This is a genomic window from Sandarakinorhabdus sp. (assembly GCF_041689835.1).
GTDB lineage: Bacteria > Pseudomonadota > Alphaproteobacteria > Sphingomonadales > Sphingomonadaceae > Sandarakinorhabdus.
The window spans coordinates 1-17,914 of the sequence record NZ_JBDNFM010000065.1; the positions used below are offsets into that span (position 1 = coordinate 1).

The window sequence follows — 17,914 nt, forward strand, 5'->3', positions numbered from 1 at the left end:
CAGCCAGCGTTATGTTGGGATAAAGCCGTTCGGCCTCGCGCGTGAGTTCGATGGCGGGTTCGCCCAGATCGTTGATGCGGCGGGCTTGGCCGGGCAGGACCCGGCGAGCGAGATAGCGCAGGCCCTTGGACGAGGTGAGATCGATCAAAATCTCCTCGCGGCTGCGTTCGGGCAGGATTTCGGCCAGCTTGGTAGCCAGCACGTCGGGATCCGAGGTCAGCCGACGCGGGATTACCGTGATGGCATAGGCTTCAAAGGTACGCGCCAGTTCGACGCCGTTGCGATCAACGATGTCACCACGCGGCGGTGCAGCGCTGATCGGGGCAATTTCGCTTTCGAAAGTGCCTTGCACCACGGCCAGATCGATAAGCCGCACAAGGATGGCCAGCGCCAGCACCGGAAACAGCATGATCAGGAAGGCCAGCCGTTGGCGTGCCTGAGCGCGCGCCGTCACACGTTCCCCGGCAAAGGTCGGATTCGGGGCCGCGTTCGGGGCCAGAGTGGCGCCAATCAACGGATCACTGCCGGGGATGCTGGCCATTAATCCGCGCCGCCCTGCGGTTCGGAAGGATCGGCAGGCACGCTGTCGTCAATTTCAAAAGCTGGCGCTGCGGGGGCGTCGGCATCGCCAAAGCTGGTGCGCACCAGGCGGGCGCCGGCCGTCACTGGCGAAGGCGGGGCGGTTGACGCGGACAAACTGGGCACGCCGGTATCAGCCACAGCGTACTGCACCCTGGGCTCGGCTTCGGGGCGGGCGGCATAAGCGGCCAGCTGCGCCGGCGAGCGCAGGATCTGTCCGCCCTGCGGCGCTGCCAACTGAAACACTGCGTCGTTCCAGCGCTGCAATTCCGGCAGGCCCGCGCGGGTGCGCAGTTCGGCTTCCATCTCGCGCACGCGCACCGTGTTTTCCACCAGTTCGATGTTCAGCCGGGTAACGGCGCGGCGTTCGGCGGCGGCGCGGGTGGTGATCACTTGCGCGCCGGCGACCATGACCGTGGTGCCGGCAATCCACAGCAGCGCGGAAAAATACTGCCTCATGTGCGGTCTCCCTCGATGCCTGCGCCCCAGGCGGGCGCGGCGGTGCGAACTGCGCTGCGCAGGGTGGCGCTGCGGGCACGCGGGTTGCGGGCCATTTCGGCAGCCGACGGGCGCACGGCCTTCGCCGGCTTTTCAAAGCTGGCAGCACATGAAGGCGCCGCCAGCGGCTGATGGCGGGACGCGGCCGGAGCGCTGCCGGATCGGTCACGCAGGAAATTCTTCACCCGCCGATCTTCGGCGGAGTGAAAGGAGACAACTGCCAGCCGGCCGCCGGGCTTGAGCAACCGTTCGGCAGCGACAAGGCCGGCATCAAGCTGGCCCAGTTCATCGTTCACGTGGATACGCAGCGCCTGAAAACTGCGGGTGGCCGGGTCCTTGCCAGGCTCACTTCGGCCAATGACACGGCGGATCAATCCGGCCAGTTCGCTGGTGCGCGTAAACGGCCGGTCTGCAACAATGGCGCGCGCGATCCTTCGCGAGGCGCGTTCGTCGCCCAACTGGTAAAGCACATTGGCGATCTCTTCCTCGCCGGCCGTGTTGATGAAATCGGCGGCGCTCATGCCCTCCTGGCTCATCCGCATGTCGAGTGGGCCATCGGTCTGGAAGGAAAAGCCGCGTTCGGCGGTGTCGATCTGCATCGAGGACATGCCGATATCAAACGCGATCGCGTTCACCGCGTTCACCCCATGATCGCCCAGCCCTTCGACCATCTCCGAAAACGGCCGGCGGATCAGGGTGACATCATCGGCGCTGGCCAGATCGGCATTGAGCGCATGGGCTTCGGGGTCGCGATCGAAACCATAGGCATGGGCGATGCCCCCGCCAGCCGACAACGTCTGACGCGCGGCGCGCAGATAGCCGCCGGCGCCCAGCGTCGCATCGACATAGGTGTCGCCGGACTGCAGGGAGAGCGCCGAAAGCACTTCGGCCAGCAGCACCGGGACATGGGGAGCGTCGGTGTTCATGCTGCCGGCCCTGCGATGGGCAGGCCGCGCATTTCCAGTTCGGCCTCGATCTGGATGCGCTGCAACTCGGGCAGGCCGGCTTGCGCCTTGAAGGTCCACGGATCCCACAGCTCGAAATAATTGAAGCTGCCCACGAACCACACATGGCTGGTGATGCCGCTGATCTTGCGCAGCACCGGCGACAGCACGATGCGGCCAGCATCGTCGATGGTATGGGGCTGGGCGCTGCCGAACAGATAGGCACGTTCGGCATAGGCTTCTGGGGTCACCGCATCGCCGTGGCGCGCATCGAGGCCAGCCTGCAAACGTTCGGCGAAAAGGTTGTCGAAGGCCATCAGGCAGCGGCGGCCGGCGTGGCCAGGCCCCACCAGCACGTATTTGCCGCCGGACTTTGCTGTGAGCACGTCGCGGAAGTTGGCCGGCACAGATAGCCGGCTCTTCGCGTCAACCGCGTTCAGTCCGTAACCAAGATAAGAGTTTGCCGACACCCCGCACCCCTGTCGCGGGGCGCCCTTGCTGCCGATCTCGCCCGGATGTTGGAGGGGTCGAAGAACGGCTGCACGACGAACTTACCCGCTGTGGACAACAGGTGTATCATGGGATTTCGTGGGAGCCAATGGAATCTGATGGGCAAAAGCCCGATTATGTGGGGATATCCTTGGGCACAAATGGCCAACTTGGGCGTTGTTCTTGCCCTGTTCTAGTGCGATTTGTTGCTGAATTGGACCTGTGTATAAGTCTGGGGGTGAATGCGGGCAAAATTCGCACGAAGTTGACCTCCCACCTGCCGTCTCGATTCGCAGAACCGGGCTTAGGACCTGGTCCGCCCGGCGCCCAGGGCTGGGCCGATTCGAATGCGCCGCAGCCCGGTTTCGGGCGGGTCACTGGTCTTCGGCTGGGCGAGTGGCCGGGCCGGGAGCCACGCCCAGCAAGGCCAGCGGTTCACCGGTGGCGGGCTGGGCTCCGCGGCCAGCGGGGCGCAGGCTTGCTGCGGCCACCATTACGATCAGGAACACCGCGGCAAGTCCTGTCAGGCCCCAACGCAGCCGTTCGCCGTTGCGAGCCGCGTGGCGCGGGCGCGTGTCGGGCCCGGTCGGATCAGGGAGCATGTTCATCAAGGAACGATCTACCCCTCGGGGTCAGGGTGCGGCAAGCCCCTTCGCTGCCAGCCATTCTGGATTGTAGATGGTCGAAAGATAACGCAGCCCGCTGTCGCACAGTATGGTGACGACGACATGGCCGGGCCCCATGTGGCGGGCCAGTTGCACTGCGCCGGCCACGTTGATGCCGGATGAGAGGCCAAGGCAGATGCCTTCCTCCGCATTCAGCCGGCGCAGCCAGTACAGGCCTTCGCCGTCGGAAACGCGAAACTGGGCGTCCACGCTCAGCCCGTCGAGATTGCCGGTGATGCGGGACTGGCCGATGCCTTCGGACACGCTCGACCCTTCGGCCCGCAGTTCGCCGTTGGCAAACCAGTTATACAGCGCTGCGCCTTCGGGATCGGTGAGGGCGATGATCACGCCCGGCTTTTCGGCGCGCAACCCCAGCGCAACACCGGCCAGTGTGCCGCCGGTGCCCACCGCGCAAGTAAAGCCATCAACGCGCCCTTCGGTTTGCCGCCAGATTTCCGGCGCCGTGCTGCGGATATGGGCCAGGCGATTGGCAACATTATCGAACTGGTTGGCCCAGATCGCGCCCGGCGTTTCTTCCGCGATGCGGCGCGATGTATGCACATAATGGCCGGGGTTGGCATAGGGGGCGGCCGGCACCAGCACCAGTTCGGCCCCCAGCGCGCGCAGCGTGTCCTGCTTTTCCCGGCTTTGTGTTTCCGGCATGACGATAATCGTCTTGTAACCGCGCGCTGCGCCCACGACGGCCAAGCCGATCCCGGTGTTGCCGGCGGTGCCTTCCACGATGATGCCGCCCGGCTTCAGCAGGCCCTGTTTTTCCGCATCCTCGATGATGCCCAGCGCCGCCCGGTCCTTCACGCTGCCACCGGGGTTCACGAATTCCGCCTTGCCCAAAATGGTGCAGCCGGTCTCGAGGCTGGGGCCTTTCAGGGCTATCAGCGGCGTGTTGCCGATCAGGCTGACGATGTCGGGGGCCATGTGCATGCGGTCGTTCTACGCTCTTGCCGGTACGCCTCGCAAGGAAGCTCTGTTGAACCATGGCCAACCTCGGTTAAAGTGGGCTGTGAAGCGCCGTTTCCTGCTCTGTGGTCTTGCCCTCGCTTTGGGCGCCTGTTCCGACGGGCCTCCCGGCGGGAATCTGGCCGTGGCCGTGGTGGGCGAACGCGCTTGGGTTGCGGACATGGCCGCCGAAGCCAGCCGCGCCACCCTGATTCGGCGCGGCGCAGGCGGTGAACTGGTCGCTGGGCTCGCCACCAGCTGGCGGTTTCTCGATAATGGCGATGACCTGATTCTGCGGCTTGCCCCAGTGCGCTGGCCGGGCACTGGCGACGGGCCCGGCCCGGAATTGGTGGCGCAGGACCTGGTGTCGGGTTTGCGCCGCAGCGGCGCGGATGGCCGTGCTGCATTGGCTGCCGCCGGGCTGGCGCGGCGCGGCACCGCTCGCGCGCCGATCGCCCGGGTGGTGGAATTCTCACCGCGGCCAGCGACGCCGCTGCTACTCGAGTGGCTGGCCGAACCGGCGCTGGCCGTGCGTGATCGGCGCGGACAGCTGTTCCCCGGCCCGTACGAAATGGCACGGGATGGCCAGGGCTGGCGTTTGCAACGGCTCGGCGATCGCCCGCGCCCCGATGCCCGCGCCGCCAGCATCAGAATCCAGCCGATGGCGGCGGCGACCGCCATCCCGGCCTTCGTAAAAGGCGACGTGCAACTGGTGCTGGGGGAGGGAGTGGCCGGGTTGGGCGCGGCGCGGGCTGCCGGCCAAGGCCGGGCGCTGAAACTGGAAGCAGTGCAGGGCGTGATCGGCTTGGCCATCAATGCCCGCAGCGGGCCGCTGATGGATGCGCGTTTGCGGCGGGCGCTGCTGCTGGCAGCCGATGGCGCGCCGCTGGCCAACAGGCTCGCGCTGGCCCTGCTCGCTCCGCAATCCCGGCTGTGGGATGGTCTGCCGCCGCCCACCGATGATCGCGCTCGTCCGCCGGCCGAACGCCGTGCGCTGGCCGCCGCGCTGTTGGCCGAAGCCGGATTCGGGCCGGGCCAACCCGTGCGCCTGTCGTTGCTGGTGTCAGACGGGCCAGACACCCAGGCGCTGGCTGAAACGCTTGCCGCCAACCTGAAGCCGCTGGGGTTCAACCTTGCCCTGCAGCGCGCGCGGGCTGGCGGTTTTGCAGCGGCGCGGGCCAGCGGCCAGCACGATCTGGCGCTGGTGGAGCAAATAGCGCGCGTGCCCGACGTGGTTGCGCACCTCGGGCAGTGGCGCTGTGCCCGCGTCCGCCCATGCAGCGCCGCCGCCGATCGCCTGCTTGACGAGGCCTTGGCCGCCGGCATTGATTTGTCCGCCCGCCAAGCGGCAGCCGCGGCAGCAGAAACCATGTTGATGGCCGATCCTGCCTTCATTCCGCTGCTGCGCCCGGTGCGCTGGGCGCTGGTTGCCAACGATCTGACCGGTTATCAAGCCAATCCGCTTGGCCGTCATCCGCTGGGCCACATCGCCGCCGACGGCAGTTGACCATGCAACCTATTGCTCCGCTGGTGCGAATGCTCAAGATGAACAGCCGGTCCTGCTCCTCCTGCTCCTGCCCCTGCCCCTGCCCGTGCTATGACCAGTGACGAGGTGATCCTTTCCAGGCTGATGCGCGCGGCGCAGGCGGGTGATGGCTTGGCCTATCGGCAGTTGCTGGGGATGGCAGCGCCGTTGCTGCTGCGCTGGTTCCGGCGCAAGGTTGCGGCCAGTCAAACCACTGGATGATCGGCCCACCATGCTGGTGCTGGCCGCCCTGCTGCTGGCGGCTGCTACCTTTATCATGGCCTGGCTGGGACTGCGGCCCGATCTGATCGCCGGCCACCCGCATCCATGTTCTTGTTACGCTCTGGAACGCTAGCAGTGCTGGCGCTGGCGGGGCGCGCCTGGTGGCGCCCCGCCTCGTGCGCTGGTAACGGCTCAACACTGCTTGACGGTGCGCCTGCCGATCTCGCGCCCCGCCAATGCGCCTGCGCCGGCCACCAGCGCCGTCTCCCCGACATTGCCGCCCAGCAACGCCGCGCCAGCACCAGCGATCACAGCGCCGGCCACCGTTCCGCGTGCCTTGGCCCGCCTTTTGGCGCGCTGACAACTAGCCAGGCTGTTGAATTGCTTGCCCCCGTATTCGTACAGAACGGGCCGGGCTTGAGCAAAGGCGGGGGCAGCCGCCGGGGCCAGCAGGCCCAGCGAAACCGCGATGATAAGGGGGGTGCGCATTCTTCATTCTCCTTTTGCATGGCTGGCCCGTGCAGGCTCATTCTAGCGTGGAGTAATCCTGGGAGGGATTACCAGATAGGGCAAGGGTTCAGCCAACATTCAACCTGCAAGGGCAAAGGTGAATTCATGATGAAGCATTTGGTCCTGCCGGCGTTGGCGTTCGGCGCGTTTGCTCCGGCGGTGGCGCAGCCCGCTTCCACAGCACTGCCGGCCGGGTGGCAGCCAGCAACTGCTCAGGATTGGCAGCAGCAACAGCCAGCGGCCCAGCAGTTGCCGCCCCGGAACTGGCAGCAGACGGCGCAGCAAGGCTGGGAACGCCCGCAGCCCGCCTGGCAGCAGGAAGAGCGGCAGGATTGGCAGCAGCAAGGACGCGAACGCCCGATGCCGAAGTGGCAAGAGGACGAGGAGCAGGCGTGGGAGCAGGCCGCGCAAGAAGGCTGGCAGCAGCTGCGGCAGATGGTTCGCACGCGCGCCGTGGTTCGGGTGCCAGTGCCGGTTGCATATGGCGGTTACGACGGTGACTGGAATGGCGGCTTCGACAGCGCTTGGGGTGGCGGCTGGAATCGGGGTCTTGGCGGTTTTGGCTATGGACGGGGCGGATACGGCCGCGGCTGGGGCGGGTGCCGTTCCAGTGGCACTGGTGCGTTGGTTGGCGGTATCGCCGGCGCGGGCATCGGATATGGGCTGGAAAACCGCTGGGATCGGTCAACCGGGGTTATCGTCGGCGGGCTGGTTGGCGCGCTAGCGGGCAGTGCGATTGGCCGCTCAGGCCGCTGCTGATTGGGTGATGGCTGCCAGAAAGGCCGGCCCCCAGCTTTCCAGCTTCACTGCGCCAACGCCGGGGATGCGCGCCATGTCGGCCGTCGTCTGTGGGCGGCGGGCGGCCATGGCGCGCAATGTGGCATCGGCAAACACGATATAGGGCGGCACGCCGGCGTCGGCTGCCAACTGCCGGCGCAGCCCGCGAAGTTGTTCGAACAGGGCGTGATCCTGCGGGGCAACATCGGCTGCAGCAGCGCTGCTGTTGCTGTTTGCCTTGCCAGCCCGTCGCGGTGCCAGCTGTTTCAGGTTAATGGCAACCTCGCCCTTCAGAATGGCGCGCGCTGCCGGGCCCAGCACCAGCCCGCCATGTTCGGGATCACGCTCCAGAGCGTCGGCGGCTTCCAACTGGCGGGCCAGGCTTTTCCACTGGTCAGCCGGCCAGTCCTTGCCGATGCCGAACACGCTTGATCGGTCATGGCCAAATTTCTGCACCTTTTCAGATGCCTTGCCGCCCAGTACCTCAATCAGGTGGGCGGTGCCAAAACGTTGCCCGGTGCGATACACCGCCGATAGCAGCTTGCGTGCCGCCTCGGTCGCATCCAGCAGGCTGGGCGGATTGAGGCAATTGTCGCAGTTCCCACAGGTTGGCGGCGCGGTTTCGCCGAAATAGCGGAGGAGTTCTTGCCGCCGGCAGCCCGCCGTTTCCAGAAAGGCGATCAGCGCATTCATGCGGCGGGTTTCACTGGCTTTATGGGCATCGCTGCCTTCGCCCGCGGCGATGAAGCCCCGCAGCCGGGCAACGTCTTCGCCGCCCCACAGCAGATGCGCCACCGCCGGATCGCCATCGCGCCCGGCGCGGCCGGTTTCCTGATAATAGGATTCGATCGATTTGGGCAGGCCGGCGTGCACCACAAAGCGCACATCGGGTTTGTTGATGCCCATGCCAAAGGCGACGGTGGCAACCATCACCATGTCTTCGGAACCAACAAAATCAATCTGATGGCGGCTGCGGATGCCGGCTTCCAGCCCGGCGTGATAGGGGCGGGCACGGATGCCGGCTTCCACCAGCCACTCGCAGATCTTTTCGGTGGCGGCGCGAGTGGGGGCATAAATGATGCCGGCGCGGCCCGAATGGCCCGCCAGAAATGCCAGCAACTGGCGGCGGATATTGTCGCGGCCCGCCACTTCATAGCGGATGTTGGGACGGTCAAAACCCGACAGGGTGATGCGGTCGTCGCCGATGCCCAGTTGGCGGGCGATGTCGGCGCGGGTTTCGCGATCGGCGGTGGCCGTGAGGGCGATGCGCGGCACGCCGGGCAGCGTGTCGCAAAAGGGGCGCAAACGCCTGTATTCGGGGCGGAAATCATGGCCCCACTGGCTCACGCAGTGTGCTTCGTCGATGGCGATAAGCGCGATTTCGGTGCGCTGCACCATCTGGCCGAAGCCATCGGAAAGTGCGCGTTCGGGCGAGACATAAAGCAGATCAAGCTGGCCATCGACAAAGTCGCGCCACACCTGGCCGCCGCCCTCTGATTGGCTGTTGAGCGTGCCAGCGCGCACGCCTTGCGCAGTGAGCGCCCGCACCTGATCTTCCATCAGCGCAATCAGCGGCGAGATCACCAGCGCAGTGCCCGGCCGTACCAGCGCAGGCACCTGATAACACAGCGATTTCCCGGCACCGGTGGGCATGATCGCCAGCACGTCGCGGCCTGCGATCACGTCGCTGATGATCTGTTCCTGGGGCACGCGAAAATCGGCGTGGCCGAACACGCTGGACAGGACATCGCGGGGGGTCATGACCGGTCGATAGCGGTTGCGGCCCCGGCCTGCTATGTTTTTCATGATGCGCTTCCGGATGTTTGTTGTGGGCCAATATGGCCTGGTAGCTGCCGTTGTGCTGGCGGCGTTGTGGATCCTGTGGACGGAGCTGCGGCCGCCGGTGACGGCGGCTGCCGGGCAGCGCCGGGCGGTGGCGGTGTCAATCACGAGCCTGCACGGCGCCGGCACAACCATCGGCCCGTTCCGTCTGGTCAGCGCCGCCGCGCTTGCCAGCCCCGAAAAATCGTTTGGCGGCCTTTCCGGTTTGGCGGCGTTGGCCGACGGCCGGCTGCTGGCGATCACCGATGCTGGCGACTGGGTGATGATGCGGCCTGGCGCGGCGACCGCCGAAATGGGCAGCATATCGATGCCGGGCGGCGACCCCGGCGCTATCAAGGCCGATCGCGATGCCGAAGCCATTGCCTTCACGCCGGACGGGCACACGCTGATCAGCCTCGAACAGCAGCACCGCACCCTGCGCTTTGCCGGCCATGGCCCGCCGCTCAGCCCCGCGGGCGAACCGCTGTATCGCACCGACACCATGGCCTGGCCGCCCAACGGCGGCGGCGAATCGCTGGCGGTGCTGGGCGATGGCAGCCTGGTTTGGATTGCGGAAAATTCGCCCACTAAAGATGGCGCGCTCGCCGCGCTGCTGGTGGTGCCCGGCGGCCGCACGCGCCGCATCCTGATTGGCGCGGTGAGCGGATTTTCGCCCACCGATGCGGCGGTGCTGGATGACACGCACCTGCTGGTGCTGCACCGCCGCTATACCGGGCTGGAGACGGCGGCCGCGATCAGCCTCGTTGATCTGGCGCCGGTGCTGGCCGGCGGCAGCGCGGCGCCCGGGCGGGTGCTTGCGCGCTGGGAGCGGGGCGGGGCGTGGCCTGTCGACAATATGGAGGGTATCGCGATCGTCCGCCGCGCCGGCAAGCTGCCGATGCTTTATCTGGTTTCCGACGATAATTTTTCGGCGGCGCAGCGCACGCTGCTGTTGCAGCTGGAGGTAACTGCGCCGCTCAAGTGATGCTGGCTTCGTGCCACATTGACCAGAAATTAGGGGCCGCGCCGTGCCGCCATTCATTGCGCACCACAAAGCCATGCGCCTGATACAGGCCGACGTTCGAAGGCGTGGCGGTTTCCAGATAGCAGCAACCGCCGTCTGCGCGGGCGAGGCCGGCCCGCAGCAGCGCGCCGCCGATGCCCTGGCCCTGGGCCGATGGCGAAACGCCGATAAACTGCAGATACCAATGCGGGCGGCGATCATGCTGGTGATCCATCGCCCCCATCAGGCCCAGCGTGCGCGGCAGCGCGGTGCCGAACGCGATGGCCAGGCGCGGCAGATTGGCGATGAGGCTACGCGTGGGCAGCGCCCATTCGCCGGGTGGCCGCCACAACGCCGCCCCGGCGACGCTGCCATCCGCCGCCAAGGCCAGTTGCGCCAGTGGCAGCCGGGCATCGGCGCGGGTGATGAGATCGAAGAATCGCGTCAGCCGGGCCGGGCGGCGGGCGGCATCGGGAAAGATCCACGCCAGCGCCGGATCATCGGCAAAGGCTGCAGCCAGCACAGCGATGATTGCCGGGCGGTCAGCCGGAGTGGCGGGGCGAATCACGGGAGGCAGGTGCATAACGGCGAGGATAGGTGATGCCGGCACAAACAAAAACGGCCGGGGGTGACCCGGCCATTTTTCGTTACAAGAGCAGCGCGGCCTCAGGCGGCGACGACGAGCTTCTTGTTGATTTCCTTCTTCAGCTTGACGCAGCGATCCGATAACAGCGCGTCCTTGGTCTTGACCAGCCAGTTGTCGAGGCCACCAACATGCTCAACCGAGCGCAGGCCGTTCATCGACACCCGCAGGCGCACACCGCGGCCCAGCGCATCCGAAAGCAGCGTGACGTTCTGCAAATTGGGCAAGAACGTGCGCTTGGTCTTGTTGTTGGCGTGGGACACGTTGTTGCCAACCTGGCGGCCCTTGGCGGTCAATTCGCAAACGCGCGACATCGTCTCAATCCTGTTCGTCAAGAATTTCGCAAATGCCAATCCACACGGATCAGCAACAGACCGGCGCAGATAGCCGAGGGGCGCCATGCCGTCAACTGCTGCGCGGCCAGTTCGCTCCAAAGCCCGGGTATTTGCGCGCGTTGGCCGTCAGCGCGGGGGCACGCGGGGGCACGGGACAGCACCGAATCGCTGCCTGGCCCGTTTCTGGTTCAGGCAGCAACAGCGCAGTTCTGGCACAGCCGGTGAAGTTCGTCTCTTTCGCTGGGCGCACGGCGCGTCTAGAGCATGATCAACGTTAACAGGTGAGGCCCAATGCCCTGGTTTGCCATCCACTGCATCGACAAGCTCGAATCGGCTGAACTGCGCGCACACACGCGCAGCGCGCATCTTGAGCACGTGAATACCCACAAGGATCAGGTGCTCGTCGCTGGCCCGTTGCTGCGCCCCGATGGCCGGGCGATGGGCAGCCTGCTGATCATGGATTTCGAGGATCGCGACGCGGCGTTGGCCTTTTCCAATGCAGATCCTTACCATCTGGCAGGCCTGTTCGAGAGCCGGTCGATCACCAATTGGCACAAAGTGCTGCCGTAGCGCAGCAGGGCGCGCAAATAGCGGCGCTATTTGCCGACTCCGACAAGCTCGGCATGAGCGGGCTGGGGATGGCCCTAGAAGCTCAGCCCCTGCCGTTTCGCCGCACTCGACAATTCGGCGCGGATATTCACCCCCGGCAGTGCCAACCAATCCTGCATCGCATCAGAAAGTGGCTCCAGAGTCGCTGAACGGATCATCGCCTTGATCGGGCCGATGCCGGCCGGGGTGATCGACAACCGCTCCACCCCCAGCGCAATCAGCGCCAGCGCCTCCAGAGGCCGGCCGCCCATTTCGCCGCATACGGTTACGGGCACATCATGCAGGGCGGCGGCGCACACGACGCGGCGGATGACGCGAAGAATGGCGGGTGACAGCCAATCGTAACGGTCGGCCAGGCGCGGGTTGGCGCGGTCGGCGGCGAACAGGAATTGCGTCAGATCGTTGGTGCCGATCGACACGAAATCGGTCATCGGCAGCAGCAGATCCAGCTGCTCGATCAGCGCCGGCACCTCGATCATCGCGCCATATTGAATCTCGGTCGGCACGGCGTGGCCGATGGCGATCAGCCGGTGTTTCTGGGCCTCCACCAGTGCGCGGGCTTCGGCAAATTCCCACGGTTCGGATACCATGGGAAACATCACATTGAGGCTGCGGCCAGCGGCGGCTTCGAGCAGTGCGCGGGCCTGCACCTTCATCAGGCCGGAGCGGCCCAGCGCCAGGCGCAGCGCGCGCCAGCCCATCGCCGGATTTTCGTCTTCGTCGTCGCCGCCGATATAGGGCACGGATTTGTCGCCGCCGATATCGACGGTGCGGAACACCACCGGCTTGTCGCCCGCGGCCTCGAGCACGCCGCGATACAGGCTTTGCTGGCGTTCGCGGCGGGGCAAGGTGGCCGAAACCAGAAACTGGAATTCGGTGCGAAACAGCCCGATGCCATCGGCGCCGGCCAACGGAATTGCGGCGGCATCATCAAGCAGCCCAGCGTTCATATACAGCGCAATGTGGCGGCCATCCTTTGAGATTGCGGGCAGATCGCGCACCTTGGCCCATTGTTCGGCCTGCCGCGCCTTGAGCACCCGCATTGCCTGATAGGATTTGATGGTGGCGGCGGTGGGCCGCACCAGCAGCGCGCCGTTGCCGGCATCGACGATCAGTTCATCGCCGTCGTTGACCTGGGCAAACAGTTGATCGACCCGGCCCAGCACCGGCACACCCATGGCGCGCGCCACGATGATAACGTGCGCGGTAAGGCTGCCTTCTTCGAGCACGACGCCTTTGAGGTGGCGCTTGTCATATTCCAGCAGTTCGGCGGGGCCAAGGTTGCGGGCGATCAGGATGGCATCGCCGGTGATACCGATCTGTGCCGCCGTGCCAAGCTGGCCCGAAAGGATACGCAGCAGCCGGTTGGCGAGATCATCAAGATCGGTGAGCCGTTCCCGCAGATAGGGATCGTCGATCGAGCGCATGCGCAGCCGATTGCGCGACTGCACGCGTTCGACGGCGGCTTCGGCGGTGAGGCCGGTATCAATGGTTTCGTTGATGCGCCGCGCCCAGCCTTCATCGTAGGCAAACATCTTGTAGGTTTCGAGAATTTCATGGTGATCGGTGCCGGCGACGAATTCGGCCTGTCCCATCATGTTGTCGATCTGGGTGCGCATGCGGGCAAAGGCATCGACCAGCCGCGCGCGTTCGGCATCGACATCGTCGGCCACCGTGTGTTCCACCACCACGCGCGGCTGGTGGAACACGGCACTGCCGCGCGCCAGCCCGTCCACCAGTTTCAGGCCATTCAGGCGGGTCGGGCCGCTGTTGGCGGCGCGCATGCGGGCAGCCTGGGCATCATCCACCAGCCCGGCGCCGTGGATGAGTTCCGACAGCACCATGGCCACGGTTTGCAGGGCTTCGATCTCCGCCTCGGCATAATCGCGCGGTTCGCGGTGCTGCACGGCGAGCACGCCGATGGCGGCTTCGCGGCGCAAGATGGGCACACCGCAGAAACTGTGGAAATCATCCTCGCCGGTTTCGGGGCGCGAGGCAAAATCCGGGTGGGCCTTGGCTTCGGCAAGGCTGAGCGATTCGCGGCGGGCAGCAATATTGCCCACCAGGCCCTGCCCCATCGACAGGCGGGTGACGTGCACGGCCGATTGCGCCAGGCCTTGCGTGGCAAACAGTTCCAGCACCCCGTCGCGCAGCAGATAGATCGACGCGACTTCACTGCCCAGTTCGCTGGCCACCACCTTGACCACCTGATTGAGCTTGGCCTGCGCCGCTGCCTTGCCGGCCATCACATCGTGAAGGCGGCGCAAGATCTTGCGAGCGGCGCTGACCGGGGGCATCAGGCGGCGGCCTCGCGCAGCAGCCGGCGGGACAGCGCGATTTCGGCGTCGCCAACCAGTTCGGCAATGATGTCGGCCACCGGCTGCACGCTGGTGACCATGCCCACCGATTGGCCGGCCATCAGGCTGCCGCCTTCGATATCGCCATCGACCACGGCACGGCGCAGGGCACCGGCCCAATAATGTTCGATGGCCAATTGCCCGGCGGCCAGGTCCATCTCGCCGCGATCAACGGCGGCGGCGACTTCGCGCTGGCGAGTGTTGAAGGCCTCGCTGCCGGCGTTTTTGAGGGCGCGCACCGGGATCACCGGCAGGCGCGGATCGACTTGCACGCTGGAGGTGGCATCGCGGGCACTGGCGCGCACGAATGCGGCCTTGAATTTGGCGTGCGCGACGCTTTCGGTGGATGCGGCAAAGCGCGTGCCAAGCTGCACGCCCGATGCGCCCATTTCCAGATAGGCGGCAATGGCGTTGCCGCGCCCGATGCCGCCCGCCACGAACACCGGCACATCGGTGATCACCGGCAGGATTTCCTGTGCCAGCACCGTCAGGGACACCGGGCCGATGTGGCCGCCGGCTTCCGATCCTTCGATGACGATGGCATCAACGCCCGAACGCACCAGTTTTTTGGCCAGTGCCGCCGTGGGCGCAAAGCACATCAGTTTGGCGCCGAAACCCTTGATGGCGGCGATGGCGGCGCCCGATGGCAGGCCGCCGGCGAGCACGACATGGCTCACATGCTGGCGGCCGCATACGGCAATGAGTTCATCCATTTGCGGGTGCAGGGTAATCAGATTGACGCCGAAGGGCTTGGTGGTGAGGGCGCGGGTGGCGGCGATTTCCGCTTCCAGCATGGCCGGCGGCATCGATCCGCAGGCCAGCACGCCAAAGCCGCCGGCATTGGAGATGGCAGAGACGAGGTGGCGTTCGGAAACCCAGGTCATCGCGCCGGCCATGATGGCGTGGCGGGTGCCCAGAAATGCGCGGCCGCGCGCCGATGCGGCATCGAGGTGGGGGGTGCCGGTCATGCTTCGGTCTCCGCGCCCACCGGGCCGTCCAGCCCGTAAGCCGTGTGCAGCACGCGCACTGCCAATTCCACATATTCCTGCGGGATCAGCACGCTCACCTTGATTTCCGAGGTGGTGATGGCCTGGATGTTGATGCCGCGGCTGGCCAGCGCGCGGAACATGGTGGCGGCCACCCCGGCGTGGCTTCTCATGCCCACACCCACCACCGAAATCTTGGCCACGTCATCGTCGGCGAGCAGGCTGGCAAAGCCGATGTCGGCCTTGGCCTTTTCCAGCACGTCCAGCGAGGCCGGCAGTTGCGCGCGCGGCACCGTGAAGGTGACATCGGTGGTGCCTTCATCCTTGGCGATGTTCTGCACGATCATGTCGACATTGATGTTGGCATCGGCCAGCGGGCCAAAGATGCCGGCCACCACGCCGGGCTTGTCGGGCACACCGACCACGGTCACCTTGGCTTCGCCGCGATCCGCCACAACGCCGGCGATCAGTTCCTGTTCCATCTCGTCATCCTCGTCCACCACCAGGGTTCCGGGCGCATCGGAAAAGCTCGACAACACCTGCACCACCACTTTTTCCTTCATGGCCAGTTCGACCGACCGTGTCTGCAACACCTTTGCCCCGACGCTGGCCAATTCCAGCATTTCTTCGTAGGTGATGCGCGTCAGCTTGCGGGCACGCGGCACGATGCGCGGATCGGTGGTGTATACCCCGTCCACATCGGTGTAGATATCGCAGCGATCCGCCTTCAACGCCGCAGCCAGCGCCACTGCCGATGTGTCAGATCCGCCGCGGCCCAGCGTCGTCAGCCGCTCATGTTCGGTGAGCCCCTGAAAGCCCGGCACCACCGCCACCTCGCCGGCCGCCATGCTGGCCAGGATCGCTTCGGTGCCGATTTCCTCGATGCGGGCTACACTGTGCGCGGCGCTGGTGCGGATTGGCAGCTGCCAGCCCATCCAGCTGCGCGCCTTCACCCCCACCGATTGCAGCGTGATTGCCAGCAGGCCCGCCGTGATCTGTTCCCCGGCGGCCACCACCACATCATATTCGGCCGGATCCGCCAGCGGGCTGGCTTCGCGGCAATAGCCCACCAGCCGATCGGTTTCACCCGCCATCGCCGAAACCACCACGGCAATCTGGTTGCCGGCGTCCACCTCGCGCTTCACCCGGGCGGCGACGTTGCGTATCCGCTCCGTCCCCGCCATCGAGGTGCCGCCAAATTTCATCACGATCCGGGCCATTGCCGGCGTTTTCCTTCTGCAAGCTGCTTCACTATTGCCCTTGCCTGATAGGAACGTGAGCGGGCAATGGCAAGAAAGCCCTCAGTTATCGTCGGGAATCAAAATGTCGTCTGCCGCCAGCATCAATCCGGATGAAGCTGCGTTCTTCGGGCGCCTGGCTGCCGATTGGTGGAACCCCAAGGGCAGTTCGGCGATGCTGCACCGCATCACGCCGGTGCGCGTTGCCCATATCCGCGGCCTCGCGCTGGCGCACTTCGGGCTCGATGCCAAAAGCCGCCGGCCGCTCGTTGGCCTGTCGGCGCTGGATGTCGGCTGCGGCGCTGGCTTGATGGCGGAGCCGCTGGCGCGCATGGGCTCCGCCGTCACCGCCATCGATGCCGCGCCGGAAAACATCGCCGTCGCCGGCGACCACGCCGCTGCCGGCGGGCTGAGCATCGATTATCGTTGCATCGCCGTGGAAGATCTTGCTGCCACCGGTGCGCAATATGATCTCATCACCTGCCTTGAAGTCATCGAACATGTGGCGGGGCGCGATGGGTTCTTTGCCGCCATCGCCGGCCTGCTTCGCCCCGGTGGCCTCGCGGTGTTTTCCACCCCCAATCGCACCCCGGCCAGCTGGGCGGTGGTGATTGCCGGGGCCGAATACGTCACCCGGTCCATTCCCAGGGGCGCGCACGACTGGAAGCGTTTTTTCACGCCCGCGGAGCTTACTGAAGCGCTGGCCCACGCTGGCCTTACTGCGGGTGAACCCACCGGCCTGACATGGCGGCCGGGCAAGGGCTTCCACACCGGCAGCGACCTTTCGGTAAACTATTTCCTCACCGCAACGAAACCGGGCTGAGCACGGCCTGCAAATCGCGTGTTCGGCGGGCTTTCAGGTGCGCCATGGCCAACGGCACCAGCATGTGCGGCACCACGAGCACAGCCAGCGCCATGAAGCTGCTGGCATAAAGATTGTGCGCCAGTGCGGTCCCGTCGCCGCGCACCAGGATGCCGCCCGCGACCGCGAGCCCGCCCAGGCTGAGCGGGATGACGGCGGCGCGCCATTGGCGAAAGTGGCGAAGGCCCAGCTGCCGCGCATGGTCGCGAAATTGCAGTGGAGAATGCACGAGGCAGAAATGCACGGCAAAGCCGATAACCGGCGGCAGCAGCAGCATCGCCGCCAAAGAGCAGGCCGCGGCCATCGCAAGGCGGCGATGCTGGTTCTGGATCAGCAAGACGATGGCCACGGCGGCCAGCACCATGGCCGTGGGTGCGGCCAGCAGCAGCGCATCGGCCAGCACCGCCGCACGCGCGTCGCCGGCCAGTCTGGCGAACAGGCCGCGCAGCGCGTCGGCGTGCAGCACGGCCGGCGCACAGACGATGGCGGCGGCCAGCCCGCCCGCCAGCAAGCCTGATCCGCAGCGGCGCCAATCCTCGGCAAAATGGGCGACGGCCAGCGCCAAAAAGCCGGCGAGCGCCAGCACCGGAGCCACTTGCCACAGCGCATAGGTGGCGGCCGCGCAGCCCAGATACAGCAGGATGACGCCGGCCCGCGAACCGACGTCGGTGCCGCCGCCGGCCGCGCGAATGAGCGCCAGATCAAAGCCGCCGTGCGGCATCCCGGCCACGAGCAGCAAGAGCGATACCGCCGCCGTGATCAGCGGTGTGTCCGGAATTGCGCCGGCTGCATCAAGCGCCAGCAGGCCGGCGGTGAGCGTCAGCAGGGCGCGCAGCGGAATCCCGGTTCCGGGGAAATGGTGATCGGCGCTGGCGGTCATGGCCCAAGCCCCAA

Annotated in this window: 20 protein-coding genes and 1 pseudogene; 7 read left to right on the forward strand and 14 right to left on the reverse strand. The window is 66.2% G+C overall.

Going from position 1 to position 17,914, the window contains the following annotated elements:
- The 6 genes and pseudogenes from ACESL8_RS03255 to ACESL8_RS03280 form a co-directional block, all read right to left on the reverse strand.
- A pseudogene (locus tag ACESL8_RS03255) lies at positions 1-541 on the reverse strand (hypothetical protein); the annotation flags it as partial.
- Positions 541-1,038, reverse strand: coding sequence for a hypothetical protein (locus ACESL8_RS03260; RefSeq protein WP_372915913.1), 498 nt, complete (start codon positions 1,036-1,038; stop codon positions 541-543). The gene ACESL8_RS03260 and the pseudogene ACESL8_RS03255, both read right to left, overlap by 1 nt.
- The gene (gene rsmH, locus ACESL8_RS03265) at positions 1,035-2,003 is read right to left on the reverse strand and encodes a 16S rRNA (cytosine(1402)-N(4))-methyltransferase RsmH (RefSeq protein WP_372915915.1); all 969 of its coding nucleotides are present in this window, start codon (positions 2,001-2,003) and stop codon (positions 1,035-1,037) included. The genes ACESL8_RS03260 and rsmH overlap by 4 nt, the downstream gene beginning before the upstream one ends.
- The gene (locus ACESL8_RS03270; RefSeq protein WP_372915917.1) at positions 2,000-2,428 is read right to left on the reverse strand and encodes a division/cell wall cluster transcriptional repressor MraZ; all 429 of its coding nucleotides are present in this window, start codon (positions 2,426-2,428) and stop codon (positions 2,000-2,002) included. The genes rsmH and ACESL8_RS03270 overlap by 4 nt, the downstream gene beginning before the upstream one ends.
- Positions 2,429-2,884: 456 nt before the next feature.
- Positions 2,885-3,118 (reverse strand): hypothetical protein, encoded by a 234-nt coding sequence (locus ACESL8_RS03275; protein WP_372915919.1) that lies wholly within the window; start codon positions 3,116-3,118, stop codon positions 2,885-2,887.
- Between the two features lie 24 nt (positions 3,119-3,142).
- The gene (locus tag ACESL8_RS03280) at positions 3,143-4,117 is read right to left on the reverse strand and encodes a cysteine synthase A (protein WP_372915921.1); all 975 of its coding nucleotides are present in this window, start codon (positions 4,115-4,117) and stop codon (positions 3,143-3,145) included.
- Positions 4,118-4,277: 160 nt separating this feature from the next.
- Between ACESL8_RS03280 and ACESL8_RS03285 the strand changes: the two genes are divergently transcribed.
- From ACESL8_RS03285 to ACESL8_RS03295, 3 genes are all read left to right on the forward strand, one after another.
- Positions 4,278-5,639 carry an ABC transporter substrate-binding protein gene (locus tag ACESL8_RS03285; RefSeq protein ID WP_372915923.1) on the forward strand — a complete coding sequence of 454 codons (1,362 nt, stop codon included), beginning with the start codon at positions 4,278-4,280 and terminating at the stop codon, positions 5,637-5,639.
- 90 nt (positions 5,640-5,729) lie between these two features.
- Entirely contained in the window at positions 5,730-5,879 is a 150-nt protein-coding gene (locus tag ACESL8_RS03290; RefSeq protein ID WP_372915925.1) for a hypothetical protein, read from the forward strand.
- 10 nt (positions 5,880-5,889) lie between these two features.
- The gene (locus ACESL8_RS03295; protein ID WP_372915927.1) at positions 5,890-6,012 is read left to right on the forward strand and encodes a hypothetical protein; all 123 of its coding nucleotides are present in this window, start codon (positions 5,890-5,892) and stop codon (positions 6,010-6,012) included.
- 59 nt (positions 6,013-6,071) lie between these two features.
- Here ACESL8_RS03295 and ACESL8_RS03300 read toward each other — a convergent pair whose 3' ends face one another.
- On the reverse strand, positions 6,072-6,368 hold the full coding sequence (locus tag ACESL8_RS03300) for a hypothetical protein (RefSeq protein ID WP_372915929.1): 297 nt from the start codon (positions 6,366-6,368) through the stop codon (positions 6,072-6,074).
- A gap of 129 nt (positions 6,369-6,497) precedes the next feature.
- Between ACESL8_RS03300 and ACESL8_RS03305 the strand changes: the two genes are divergently transcribed.
- On the forward strand, positions 6,498-7,148 hold the full coding sequence (locus ACESL8_RS03305; protein WP_372915931.1) for a glycine zipper 2TM domain-containing protein: 651 nt from the start codon (positions 6,498-6,500) through the stop codon (positions 7,146-7,148).
- On the opposite strand, the gene recQ is transcribed toward ACESL8_RS03305, so the two are convergent.
- On the reverse strand, positions 7,134-8,927 hold the full coding sequence (recQ, locus tag ACESL8_RS03310; protein ID WP_372915933.1) for a DNA helicase RecQ: 1,794 nt from the start codon (positions 8,925-8,927) through the stop codon (positions 7,134-7,136). The two genes, ACESL8_RS03305 and recQ, sit on opposite strands and share 15 nt — an antisense overlap.
- Positions 8,928-8,961: 34 nt before the next feature.
- Between recQ and ACESL8_RS03315 the strand changes: the two genes are divergently transcribed.
- A complete protein-coding gene (locus ACESL8_RS03315; RefSeq protein ID WP_372915935.1) occupies positions 8,962-9,972 on the forward strand; it encodes an esterase-like activity of phytase family protein in 1,011 nt (336 codons plus the stop codon).
- Here the strand turns inward: ACESL8_RS03315 and ACESL8_RS03320 are convergent.
- Both ACESL8_RS03320 and rpmB read right to left on the reverse strand, forming a co-directional pair.
- A complete protein-coding gene (locus tag ACESL8_RS03320) occupies positions 9,965-10,573 on the reverse strand; it encodes a GNAT family N-acetyltransferase (RefSeq protein ID WP_372915938.1) in 609 nt (202 codons plus the stop codon). The genes ACESL8_RS03315 and ACESL8_RS03320 overlap by 8 nt on opposite strands.
- Before the next feature lie 83 nt (positions 10,574-10,656).
- Positions 10,657-10,947 carry a 50S ribosomal protein L28 gene (gene rpmB, locus ACESL8_RS03325; protein WP_372915940.1) on the reverse strand — a complete coding sequence of 97 codons (291 nt, stop codon included), beginning with the start codon at positions 10,945-10,947 and terminating at the stop codon, positions 10,657-10,659.
- A gap of 312 nt (positions 10,948-11,259) precedes the next feature.
- Here rpmB and ACESL8_RS03330 point away from each other — a divergent pair, with 312 nt between their 5' ends.
- Complete coding sequence (locus ACESL8_RS03330) at positions 11,260-11,538, forward strand: YciI family protein (protein WP_372915943.1); 279 nt, start codon at positions 11,260-11,262, stop codon at positions 11,536-11,538.
- 74 nt (positions 11,539-11,612) lie between these two features.
- On the opposite strand, the gene ptsP is transcribed toward ACESL8_RS03330, so the two are convergent.
- The 3 genes from ptsP to ACESL8_RS03345 are packed head-to-tail and all read right to left on the reverse strand — an operon-like array spanning position 11,613 to position 16,140.
- Positions 11,613-13,874, reverse strand: coding sequence for a phosphoenolpyruvate--protein phosphotransferase (gene ptsP, locus ACESL8_RS03335; protein ID WP_372915945.1), 2,262 nt, complete (start codon positions 13,872-13,874; stop codon positions 11,613-11,615).
- Positions 13,874-14,902, reverse strand: a complete 1,029-nt coding sequence (locus ACESL8_RS03340) for an NAD(P)H-dependent flavin oxidoreductase (protein WP_372915947.1) — start codon at positions 14,900-14,902, stop codon at positions 13,874-13,876. The genes ptsP and ACESL8_RS03340 overlap by 1 nt, the downstream gene beginning before the upstream one ends.
- The gene (locus ACESL8_RS03345) at positions 14,899-16,140 is read right to left on the reverse strand and encodes an aspartate kinase (protein WP_372915949.1); all 1,242 of its coding nucleotides are present in this window, start codon (positions 16,138-16,140) and stop codon (positions 14,899-14,901) included. The genes ACESL8_RS03340 and ACESL8_RS03345 overlap by 4 nt, the downstream gene beginning before the upstream one ends.
- Before the next feature lie 103 nt (positions 16,141-16,243).
- On the opposite strand from ACESL8_RS03345, the gene ubiG reads away from it, so the two are divergent.
- On the forward strand, positions 16,244-16,981 hold the full coding sequence (gene ubiG / locus ACESL8_RS03350) for a bifunctional 2-polyprenyl-6-hydroxyphenol methylase/3-demethylubiquinol 3-O-methyltransferase UbiG (RefSeq protein WP_372915951.1): 738 nt from the start codon (positions 16,244-16,246) through the stop codon (positions 16,979-16,981).
- Here ubiG and ACESL8_RS03355 read toward each other — a convergent pair.
- A partial coding sequence (locus ACESL8_RS03355; protein ID WP_372915953.1) for a Brp/Blh family beta-carotene 15,15'-dioxygenase occupies positions 16,959-17,914 on the reverse strand: 956 nt, incomplete at its 5' end. The two genes, ubiG and ACESL8_RS03355, sit on opposite strands and share 23 nt — an antisense overlap.